Annotated in this window: 3 protein-coding genes (1 of these 3 cut by a window edge); all 3 read right to left on the bottom strand. The window is 70.4% G+C overall.

Annotation, left to right across the window (positions count from 1 at the left end; translation table 11 throughout):
* Positions 1–151: 151 nt before the first annotated feature.
* Tightly spaced (at most 53 nt apart), the 3 genes in view from AC5W7N_RS14215 to AC5W7N_RS14205 form a layout consistent with a single transcriptional unit that may run on beyond the window.
* Positions 152–2,380, bottom strand: coding sequence for a molybdopterin oxidoreductase family protein (locus tag AC5W7N_RS14215; RefSeq protein WP_495923474.1), 2,229 nt, complete (start codon positions 2,378–2,380; stop codon positions 152–154).
* 53 nt (positions 2,381–2,433) lie between these two features.
* A complete protein-coding gene (locus tag AC5W7N_RS14210; RefSeq protein WP_194991642.1) occupies positions 2,434–2,652 on the bottom strand; it encodes an MbtH family protein in 219 nt (72 codons plus the stop codon).
* A 34-nt stretch (positions 2,653–2,686) separates the two neighbouring features.
* A protein-coding gene (locus tag AC5W7N_RS14205) for a non-ribosomal peptide synthase/polyketide synthase (RefSeq protein WP_495924122.1) crosses the window boundary here: on the bottom strand, positions 2,687–12,199 show its end. Its footprint extends 23,187 nt past the window's final position; the window shows 9,513 of its 32,700 coding nt (coding positions 23,188–32,700); its start codon lies beyond the right edge, outside the window — the gene reads right to left on this strand; it ends in the stop codon at positions 2,687–2,689.

Here is a 12,199-nt window from a genome sequence, read left to right as displayed (position 1 = left end):
GCGGAATTCCCCGCGCGACGGGTGCGGGTTCTCGCCGTGCGAGGGTACGCGCGTTTATCGTTGTGCGGGAACGGTTTCGAAATCGCCCGGGCGGGAACTGCGATCACCCGGGCGATACCGAATACCGATACCGGCCGGTCAGCCGCGACGGCTAGGCCGGCGTCACCGACACCGGTACTCCGTTGAACACTGCGTTCCCGGACGGAATGTCGATCACCGTGTCATCGGTGAGCACATTGGTGTTCACACCGGCGTGCTCGCGCGCCACCCGCTGACCGCCGACAGTGTGACCCCAACCGTGCGGCAGACTCACCACGCCGGGCATGATCGCCTCGGTCGGTTCCAGATCCACGGTGAGCTCACCGGCGGCCGATTTCACCACCGCGTGATCGCCGAGGCCGAGCCGGGCGACATCATCGGGATGGATGTGCAGCGTGCAACGGTTCGTCCCGCTCACCAGGCGCGGCATATTGTGCATCCAGCTGTTGTTGGAGCGCAGGTGACGACGCCCGATCAACACCAGGTCCGGTGCGGCGGCGGTCGATCCGGCGCGCAGCCGGTCGACGTCGGCGAGCAGCTGCGGCGGCGCGAGTTCGACGCGACGGGATTCGGTGCGCAGCACCTCGGGCAGCCGCGGTCGCAGCGGCCCGAGATCCATACCGTGCGGATTCTCCAGCAACGTCGTCAGGCTGAGGCTTCCGTCGTTCCACGCGCCGTAGGGCCCGAGGCGCAACATCATGTCGATGCGCTGCTCGGTGGTGTTCACCCCCGCCAGTTCGCCCCTGCGCTCGGCGAGACCGGCTTTGTGCAGGGTGCCTGCGATGACGAATTCGTCGAATGCGGAGACGGCGTCGCGCCCGTCGGTGCCGCGGTGATCCGCTCCGGTGACCGCCGCCGCCAACCGTGCGATGACCGCCGCCTCGGACGGCCGCTCCCCCAGCGGCACCAGCGGGCGGGAGTAGCGCGCGTAATTGCGGACCGCGAATTGCAGCAACGCGAAATCATAATGCGGCGATTGCAACGGGGGCGGCGGCGGCAAGATCACATCGGCATGACGGGTGGTCTCGTTCAGATAGCAGTCCACGCTCACCATGAAGTCGAGTTCGGCGAACGCGGAATCCAACCGGGCACCATTGGGCGCCGACAACACCGGATTTCCGGCCACCGTGATCAACGCGCGCACCTGGCCCTCGCCCGGGGTGGTGATCTCGTCGGCCAGGGTGGCGATCGGGAATTCGCCCATGGCCTCGGGTAGTTCCCGGACCCGACTGCGCCAGCGGCCCAGCCGGAATGGTTTGGTGCGCACGATGCCGAGCGCCGCGGCCGAGGCGAACATCACCCCGCCCGGTACGTCCAGATTTCCGGTGAGGGTATTGATCACGTCGACGAGCCACTGGGTCACCGTGCCGAACTCGGCGGTGCAGGTGCCGATCCGGGCATACACGGCGGCGGTCGGCGCCTCGGCGAGTTCACGAGCCAGCCGGGTCACGGTCTCGGCAGGCACGCCGGTACGGCCCGCGACCGCCTCTGGTGCGAAATCAGCGGCGGCGGCGCGCACCTCGTCGAGGCCGTGCACGTCTGTCCGGATATCGATGAGGTTCTCGGCGAACAATGTGTGCACGATGCCGAACAGCAGATACGCGTCACTGCCCGGCCGGACGAACAGGTGCTCGTCGGCCAGCTCGGCGGTGCGGGTGCGGCGCGGATCCACCACCACCAGCCGCCCGCCGCGAGCGCGCAGCGCCTTCAATCGGCCGGGAAAATCCGGTGCGGTGCAGAGCGAACCGTTGGATTCCAGCGGGTTCGCGCCGAGCATCAGCAGGTAGTCGGTGCGCTCGAGATCGGGCACCGGGATGGCGAGCGGATCACCGAACATCAGACCGCACGCGACCTGCTTGGGCATCTGATCGGCGGTACTGGCCGAATACAGGTTCTTGGTGCCGAGCCCACGGATCAGCGCGGGCACATACAGCGCACCGGCCACACTGTGCGCATTCGGGTTGCCCAGATACAGCGCGGCGGCCTGCTTGCCGTACTCGGCCGTCACCGCCGGGAACCGCTCGGCGATCAGGTCGAACGCGTCATCCCATGAGGTAGTGCGCCAGGTATCGGTGGCGCGATCGCGGACCATCGGCTCGGTCAGGCGGTCGGGATCGGCATCGAGGGTGCCGAGGCTGGCGCCCTTCGGGCAGAGGAAGCCCTGGCTGAACGGATCCTGCCGGTCGCCGCGGACCGAGAGCACCCGGTCGTCGCGATCGAGGGTCAGCTCGAGCCCGCAGACCGCTTCACACAGCGGGCAGGTGCGAAGCCCGGTCCGCGTGCCGTCGCCGGAGGCGGGCCGGTCGGAGGATGCGGTGGAGATGGACGCGCGTGTGGCCATACCTCATCGTCGCGCGGGGAGGCGGCCGATGAGAAGGATTCGGCGCGATTATCTCAATTCGCTTCCGCCCCCATGGCTCGGACGAGCGATTTCGGACGCATATCGAGCCAGTGCGCTTCGACGTAGTCCAGGCAGGCCTTACGGGTGGTCGGGCCGTGGGCGATGGTCCAGCCGCCGGGGACGGTGGCGAAGGTCGGCCACATGGAGTGTTCGCCCTCGGCGTTGATCAGGACGTAGAACTGGGCGTCGTCATTGTCGAACGGGTTGGTCACGGTGGGGCCTTTCGATAGTGCGCAAGGGTAGGGGTTATGCGCGGTCGTGGTCGGTCCAGCGGCTGGTGAGGACGTGACCGATGCGGGCGAGCGCGGCATCGGTGGTCATCCGCCAGTGGGTGGTCTGGACGGCGTGGTTGTGCACGGTGCCGTCGACGGCGTCGGACCAGGTGGCGGCGCCGGTGGCGCCGGTCGGGTCGTCGGCCGCTGCGGTGAAATACACCAGCTCGCCCTTGTAGGGACGGGGGTGGTAGCGGGCGATCAAACGCAGCGATTCGGTGCCGGAGTCCAGCACCCTGGTGAGCCGATCGGCGCCGAAGGAGGCGAACGGCTCCGGCAGTGCGGACAGGTACCCGGCCAGCCGGCCGGGTTCCAGGTCGATGTCGGCGTCATCGCCGAGCAGGCCGCCGAGTAGTTCCGCCACCGGGATCGGTGCGGCCGGATCGACCTCGCCGGTGAGCGAACTGTCCATCATGGCCAGGGTGGCGACGTGCTGGCCCTGGTCTTGCAGCAGCACGGCGATGGCGTGGGCGAGCACACCGCCGAGTGACCAGCCCAGCAGGTGATAGGGGCCTTCCGGCTGCACCGCCCGGATCTCCCGGACGTAGCGCTGAGCCCATTCCTCGATCGAACCGGCCTGCGGTTCAGCCGAATTGAGCACCGGCGATTGCAGCCCGTACAGCGGGCGATCTGGTTCGATATGGGCGGCGAGGCCGGCGAACGACCACGCCACGCCGCCCACCGGATGCACGCAGAACAGGGGTTCGCGCGAGCCGACCGGCCGCAATGGCAGCAGGACGTCGAAGGCGGCGTCGGTGTCGATGTGGCCACGGCCCGCCCGGCGCTGCTCGATCTGAGCGACCAGCCCGGCAGGTGTGGGCGCGGAGAACAACCACACCACCGGGATCTGTTCACCGAGCGCGGCACCGAGCCGGGCGGCCAGGCGGGTGGCAAGCAGGGAGTTGCCGCCGCGTTCGAAGAAGTTGTCGTCCAGGCCGATACGCGCCGGCGACGCCACGTCCGGATCCACTCCGAGAACTTCGCCGAATGCCTCGCACACCGTGCGTTCCAGCTCGGTGACCGGGGCACGGAACTCCCGGCTGCCGGCCGTCGGGCGCGGCAGTGCGTGGCGATCAACCTTGCCGTTCGCGGTCAGCGGCAGCGCGGGCAGCCGCATCAACGCCGCCGGAACCATGTAGCTGGGCAGCAGCTGCGTCAGCGCGGCGCGCAGAGTTGCCTCCTCGATCGGTTCGGCCGCGGTGAAATAACCCACCAGCACGGCGTTCTCGCCGTCGGTGCGATGCGCGACGACGATGGCGTCGACCACCTCGGGCCGTGACCGCAGCGCGTGTTCGATCTCGGCGAGCTCGATGCGGTAACCGCCGACCTTCACCTGGAAGTCACGGCGTTCCACGTATTCGAGGTCGCCGTCGGCGTTCCAGCGGGCCAGATCGCCGGTGCGGTAGAGGCGGCTGCCCGGTGCGCCGAACGGATTCGCGACGAAACGTTCCGCGGTCAGCTCCGGGCGGTGCTGGTAGCCGCGGGCCAGTTGCGCGCCACCGAGATACAGCTCGCCGCTCACCCCGGCGGGCACCGGGTGCAGCCGGTCGTCCAGCACGTACACCTGATTGCCGGATTCGGGGGTGCCGATGGGCACGACCGGCTGCCGGGTGCCGCGGTCGGTGCGGAACCGGGTCACCGACACGGCCGCTTCGGTGGGGCCGTACAGGTTGTCGATGCGCGCGTCGGTGCACGCCGCGACGCGCCGCACGGTCGCGGCGGGCAGCGCTTCACCGATCACCAGGAGCCTGCGCAGCGAGGCGGGCAGCGGACGTTCGCCGGCGGCCTCGACGAGCATCGCCAGCAGCGACGGCACCAGGGTCAGCGTGGTCACCGCCGCACGCTCGATCACATCGAGCAGTCGGTGCGGATCACGCTGGGCGCCGTGCGGAGCCAGCACGATGCGGGCGCCGGTGCGGGTGGCCCACCACAGTTCCCAGATCGACAGGTCGAAGGCGGCCGAGGTCGATTGCAGCACCGCATCGCCGACGCCGAGCCCGTATTCGGCCTGCGTCCAGTCGAGCTGATGCGCGACCGCCGCGTGCGGGACCGCCACACCTTTGGGAGTGCCGGTGGATCCGGAGGTGAAGATGACGTAGGCGGTGTTCGTCGGCCGCAGCGGAGCCCGCAGCTCATGTGCGCGTACCGGTGCGGCGGCGGCAGCGGCGGCGTCGGCGGACCAGATGTCGAGCACCGTGGTGTCGCTCTCCGGCAGCGGCATCGGCGCCCGAGACGAGCTGAGAACCAGTGCCGGTGTCGCCGCCGCGAGCACAGCGGCGGTGCGGTCCAGCGGATGCGACGGGTCGAGCGGGACGTACGCACCGCCCGCCGTCACCACCGCGTACATGGCGATCAGCAGATCGATGCTGCGCGGCATCGCCAGTGCCACCAGGGTTTCCGGTCCGACGCCGCGGTCGATGAGCGCCCGGGCCACCTGGTTGATCCTGGCGGCGAAGTCCGCGTAGGTGAGGGCGGTGTCGGCGGTGAGCACCGCGATCGCGCCCGGCGTGCGGGTCACCTGCGCCTCGAAGCCCGAGGTGAGCAGTGCCGGGGCGAATGCGTGGGCCGAGCTGTTCCAGGCGCGCAGCACTCGTTCGGATTCGGCGGGATCCAGCAGCGGCAGATCACCGACCGGGGTCCGCGGTGCCGCGCAGATGGCGGTGAGCAGCCGGTGCAGGCGGCCCGCGAATCCGGCGACGGTCGACTCGTCGAACAGCGCCGTGGCGTAGGTGAGCGAGGCGGCCATCCCGGCGGGGGTGCCGTCGGCGTGGTAGCGGTCGGTCACCACCAGGTGCAGATCGAACTGGGCGACCTCGGAATCGAAATCCGCTGCGGTGACGGTCAATCCGTCGAGTGCGAAATCGGCTTCGACCTGGTTGTGGAAGGAGAAGCCGACCTGGAACAGCGGATGGCGTGCGGTGGAGCGTTCCGGGTTGAGCACCTCCACCAGCCGCTCGAACGGCACATCGGCGTGCGCGAAGGCGGCGACGTCGGCGGCGCGCACCCGGTCGAGCAGCTCGGTGAACCCGGCCGCGGGTTCGATCTGCGCACGCAGCACCAGGGTGTTGACGAACATGCCGACGAGCTCGTCCAGGACCGCCTCACCGCGTCCGGCGACGGGGGTGCCGACCGCGATATCGGTGGTGCCCGACAGCCGAGCCAGCAACACCGCGAAGGCGGCGTGGGTGACCATGAACAATGTCGCGCCCGCCGCGCGGCCGAGTTCGGTGAGCCGGGCGTGCAGGGCGGCGTCGATGCTGAAATCGAGGTGCCTGCCCTTGGTGGACACCACGGCCGGCCGTGGCCGGTCGGTGGGCAAGGTGAGCTGGGCGGGTAGCCCGGCCAAGGCGTCGGTCCAGAATGCCAGCTGACGCGAGATCAGCGAATCGGCATCGTCCTCGCTGCCGAGCAGTTCGCGCTGCCAGCGGCTGTAGTCGGCGTACTGCACCGGCAGCGGAGCCCAGTCGGGTGCGGCGCCGCGTTTGCGGGCGGCGTAGGCGAGCATGACATCGCGGGCCAGCGGGGCCAGCGAGGAGCCGTCGGCAGCGATGTGGTGCACGACCACCACCAGCACATGCTCTTCCGGGGCGAGGGCGAGCAGCCGGGCCCGGATCGGCACGGTATCGGTGACGTCGAAACCGTCACCGACGAAGTCCGCCACGGCGGCGCCGAGATCGTCGGCGGTGACGGCGATCGGCGCCAGCACCGGCGTACCCGCCCGCTCGATCGGCAGTACCAGCTGCACCGGGCCGTCCTGCTGCTGCGGATACACGGTGCGCAGCACCTCGTGCCGGGCCACCACATCGGTGATGGCGGCATTGAGCGCGGCGACGTCGAGTGCACCGGACAGCCGCACCGCCAGCGGGATGTTGTAGGCGGTGGACTGGCGGTCGAGCCGGTTGAGGAACCACATGCGCTGCTGAGCCAGCGAGAGGGGGATAGGACCGTCGCCGGTGCGCCGGGCCAGCACCGGGCGGGCGGGTTCCGCGCCGCCGCGAGCGTCATCGAGGACGGCGGCGAGCGCGGCGACGGCGGGGTTCTCGAAGATGGTCCGCACACCGACGGAGACGCCGAGCGCGCTGCCCAGCCTGGCGGCCAGTTGCGTGGCGGTGAGCGAGTTCCCGCCGAGGGCGAAGAAATCGTCATCGAGTCCGACGAGCGGCTTTTCCGAGACCGCCGCATCGGCGGTGGCGTCGGTCTCGGCGGGCGTGAGCCCGAGCACGCCGGTGATGACCGCGGCCACCGTGCGCTCGGTGTCCGTGGTCGGCGCGCGGAATTCGGCGGTGCGGAACTCCGGTTCCGGCAATGCCTTCCGATCCAGCTTGCCGACCGGAGTCAGCGGCAGCTCATCGAGGACCATGATGGCGCTCGGCACCATGTAGGCCGTCAGCGATTCGGCGGCATGCGCGGTGAGGGCATCGGTGTCGATGACGTGGCCATGTGCGGCAACGACATACGACACCAGCGACACCATGCCCGCGCTGCCGGTATGACCGACGGTGACCGCGTACTCCACGCTCGGATGCGCGGCGAGCACGGCGTCGATCTCCCCCAGCTCGATCCGCAGCCCACGCACCTTCACCTGCTGGTCGGAGCGGCCGACGTACTGGATCGCGCCGGAGGCCGTCCAGCGCACCAGATCACCCGTGCGATACAGCCGCCCGCCGGCCGGGCCGTAGGGGTCTGCGACGAACCGCTGGGAGGTCAGCGCCGCCCGCGCGTGATAGCCGCGGGCCAGGCCGGGGCCGCGCAGGTACAGCTCACCGGTGACGCCCACCGGCACCGGCTGCAGCCGTGCGTCGAGCACCGCCGCGGACATGCCGTGAATCGGTGTGCCCATGTCGAACGGGTCGCCCGGACGCATGGGAGCGCTGATCGTGGTGATGATGGTGGTCTCGGTCGGACCGTAGGTGTTGTGGACGTCGCGCCGCCGGCCCGCCCAGCGGCGCACCACCTCCGGGCCGAACGATTCGCCGCCGACGGTCAGCCGAACCACGCAATCCAGTTCAGCGGGGTCGAGCGTCTGCAGGACGGCCGGGGTCAGGAACGCGTGGCTCACCCGTTGATCGCGGATGAGCGCGGTCAGTTCGCTACCGCCGTACACCCCGGCCGGCGCGATCACCAGCGTGGCACCCGCGGCGAGCGCGAGCAGCAGTTCCAGCATGGAGGCGTCGAAACTGGGCGAGGCGACGTGCAGCACCCGCGACGCCGGGCCGACCTCGTACCGATCGCGTTGCGCCACCGCGACTCCGGCGATGCCGGCATGGGTGGCGACGACACCCTTGGGCACGCCGGTGGACCCGGAGGTGTAGATCATCCAGGCCGGATTGCCGATGCGCACCCGCCGCACCAGTTCGGTGGCGGCGATCGGTGCGGCACTGGCCTGTCGCAGCCGGGCGGCGGTGGCGGGGGCGTCGATCTCCAGCCAGTCCACGTCGCCGGGCAGGCCCGCGCGCGCGGCGACCGTGCTGAGCCCGAGCGCGGCACCGGAATCGGTCAGCATGTGGGTGATGCGTTCGGCCGGGTAGGTCGGGTCGACCGGCACGAACGCCGCGCCGGTCTTGGCCACCGCCCAGACCGCGAGCATCGACTCGGCCGAGCGCGGAATGGCCACCGCCACCACGTCTTCGGCGCCGATACCGGCGCCGATCAGCAGCCGGGCCAGCCGCGAGGACTGTTCGTCCATGGCCAGGTAGGTCAGTTCGCGCTCGCCCTCGACCACCGCGACGGCGCCGGGATCGGAGACCACGGCGGCCGCGATGAGCTGGGCCAGCGTGCACGGCGGCACCGGCGCGGCGCCGCGGCGGGCCAGCAGATGCGCGCGTTCGAGCGGCGCGAGCAGTTCGGCGGCGCCGATGGGCTGTTCCGGATCGGCGGTGAGCACGCCGAGCAAGCGGCCGAAGCGGCGCAGCAGTCCGGCGGCGGTGCTGCGATCGAACAGGTCGGTGGCGTAATCGAGTTCGATGCCCAGGTGCCCGTCCGCATCGGGTTCGGCGGCGACGGTGAATTGCAGATCGAAGCGGGCCACCGGCTCGTCGAACGGCACCGGCGTCACTTCCAGCCCGGGCACCGCGAAGGTGCCGGATCCGGTGTTCAGGTAGTTCAGCGCCACCGTGAACAGGGGATGGCGGGCCTGGGTGCGTTCGATGCCGAGCGCGTCGACCACCTGGTCGAACGGCACCGTCGCGTGGGCGAAGGCCGCTACATCGGCCTCGCGGGTGTGGTCGAGCAGTTCGGCGAAGGTCAGCGTGAGCTCGGGCCGGGTGCGCAACACCAGCGTGTTGACGAACATGCCGACCAGATCGTCGAGCGCCGCGGCGCCGCGACCGGCCACCGGCGTGCCGATGGCGATATCGGTGCTGCCCGACAACCGCGCCAGCAGCGCCGCCAGCGCGGCATGCAGCACCATGAACGGGGTGGCCCGGTGCTCGGCCGCGAGTTCGCGCACGCGGGCACCGACCTCGCCGCCGATGCGGGCGCGGATGCTCGCCCCGCGCTTGGCGGCGACGGCCGGACGCGGCCGGTCCATCGGCAGCGCGAGTTCTTCGGGCAGGTCCCGCAGGGTCTGCGCCCAGTAGGCCAGCTGCTCGTCGGCCACCGCGGCCACCGCGGCGTGCTGCCACAGCGCGTAATCGGCGTACTGCGCCGTCAGCTGCGGCCACAGCGGTGTGCTGCCGAGGACGCGGGCCAGGTAGGCGGCCAGCAGGTCGCGCAGCAGCGGGTTCATCGAGTAGCCGTCGGCGGCGATGTGATGCACCACCGCGACGAGCACATGGCTGGTGTCGTGTTCGCGCAACAGCGTCGCGCGCACCGGCACCTCGGTGGTGACGTCGAAACCGGCGGCGATGAACTCGGCGATGCGATCCTCGACCGAACCGGCCGGTGTTTCGAGGCGCAACGCGATGCCCGTGGATTCGACCGGCAGCACGACCTGGTGGCCGGTGCCCGCGTCATCGACGGGGTAGACGGTGCGCAGCGCTTCGTGCCTGGCGATGACGTCATCGAAGGCCGCCGTCAGGGCCGCGGTGTCGAGCTCGCCGCGGATGCGCACCGCCACCGGGATGTTGTGCGCCGCCGACGCGGGATCGAGCCGGTTGAGGAACCACATGCCACGCTGCACCGGCGCCAGCGGAATCCGCTCGGGGCGCGGGCCCGCGACCAGTTCGACGGCCTGCTCACCGGCCTCGCCGAGGCGGGCGGCCAGTCCGTGCACGGTGGGCGCTTCGAACAGCAGCCGCACCGGCACCCGCCGGCCCAGCCGCTCCCCCAGCCGCGCGAGCACCCTGGTGGCGGACAGCGAATTGCCGCCGAGGTCGAAGAAGCCGTCGTCGAGGCCGACGTGCTCGACGCCGAGCACCGCCTCGAAGGCCTCGGCCACCAGCCGCTCGGCCGGCGTCACGGGCGTGCGGTAGGCGACGCGATCGAACACCGGATCCGGCAGCGCGGCGCGGTCGAGCTTTCCGGAGGCGTTGAGCGGGAAGCTGTCCAGCACCATGACCGTCGAGGGCAGCATGTACGACGGCAGCGCGGCGGCCGCTACCCGCAGCAACTCGTCCTGGTGCACCGCCGTGCCCGGCAGTGTGGTCACGTATGCGACCAGATGCTCACCGGCCACGCGGGCCGCGGCCTGCGCGACGCCGGGTGCGGCGGCCAGCACGGCTTCGATCTCACCGAGCTCGATGCGCTGGCCGCGGAACTTCACCTGGAAGTCGGTGCGGCCCAGGTACACCAGTTCCGCGCCGTCGGCGGTGTGTTCCCAGCGCACCAGATCGCCGGTGCGGTACATCCGTTCGCCCGGGGCGCCGAACGGGTTGGCGACGAACCGGTCGGCGGTGATGGCCGGGCGCCCGTGATAGCCGCGCGCCAGCTGCGTGCCCGCCAGATACAGCTCACCCGCGACGCCGGGCAGCGTCGGCCGCAGCCGCGCGTCCAGCACGTACACCCGGCTGTTCCATTCGGGTTTGCCGATCGGCATGACGGTGCGCTCGACCTCGCCGGTCACCTCGCGGTAGGTGATGCTGACCGCGGCCTCGGTGGGCCCGTACAGGTTGTGCAGTCCGGCGGTGCTCACCGCGCCGAAGGCGCGCACGGTTTCGGCGGGCAGCGCCTCACCGATGACGAACACCGACCGCAACGACCGCAGCGCGCCGGTCTGACCGGCCGCCGCTACCTCAGCGGCGAACACACTCAGCATCGACGGGACGAAATCGGTGACGGTGACCCCGTATCCGCCGATCACCTCGGCCAGGTAGCCGGGATCGCGGTGGCCGTCGGGTGTGGCGAGCACGACCGTCGCGCCCACTCGCAGCGGCAGGAAGTACCCCCACAGCGACACGTCGAAGGTGGTGGCGGTCTTCTGGAGGTAGACGTCGTCGCCGTCGAGCCGATACCGGTGCTGCATCCAGTTCAGCTGGTTGACGATCGCCGCATGGGAGATCGTGACGCCCTTGGGCTTTCCGGTGGAGCCGGAGGTGAAGATGACGTAGGCCGGATGCTGGGGAAGCAGGGCGCCGGTGCGTTCCTCGGCGGTGATCGGCTCGTCGGAGAGCTCGAGTTCGACCGTGTCGACGCACACCGTCGGCCCCTGATAGCCGACGTCGATCCGATCGCGTTCGGTGGTCAGCAGCGCGGCGGGCCGCGCGGTGCCGAGGATGTGGGCGATGCGCTGCGCCGGATGATCGGGGTCGATCGGCACGTACGCGCCGCCCGCCTTCAGCACCGCGTACATGGCGATCACCAGGTCGACGGAGCGGCGAATCGACAAGGCCACCAGGGATTCCGGGCCGACACCGAGCGCGATGAGGTGGCGGGCCAGCCGGTTGGCCCGGCTGTCGAGCGCACCGTAGGTGAGGACGATCGCCGGGGAACCGTCATCGGGGGCGTAGACCAGCGCCGGATCCTCCGGCGTGGCCACGGCCTGCGCCTCGAATTCGTCGAGCAGCAGCTCCGGGATGTAGGCGGTGTGTGCCGAATCGTTCCATTCGGTGAGCACGCGGTGGCGTTCGCCGGAGCCGAACAGGTCGATATCGCCGACCGGCAGGTCCGGGTCCGCTGCCGCCGCGTTCAGCAGCCGCAACAGCCGGGTGCCGAATCCGATGACGGTATCGGCGTCGAAAAGGTCGGTGGCATAACCGAACCGCAGTTGGTCTTCGGTGACGGTGAGTTGCAGATCGAAGCGGATGGTGTCGTGGCCGGAGTCGTATTCGCTGAGGGTGAGCCCGTCGAGTTCGAGCCGCACCGGTTCCAGATTCTGGAAGAACAGCGCGACCTGGAACAGCGGATGCCTGGCCTGCGAACGCGGCGGATCCAGCACCTCCACCAGGCGTTCGAAGGGCAGCTCGGCGTGCGCGAAGGCCTCCAGATCGCGCTCGCGCACCCGGCGCAGCAGCTCGGCGAAGCCGGTGGCCGCGTCGACGTCGGTGCGCAGCACCACGGTATTGACGAACATGCCGACCAGATCGTCGAGCGCGGCGTCGCCGCGGCCGGC

Source organism: Nocardia sp. CDC519, assembly GCF_059509835.1.
This window is presented reverse-complemented; position numbering and strand designations above follow the sequence as displayed.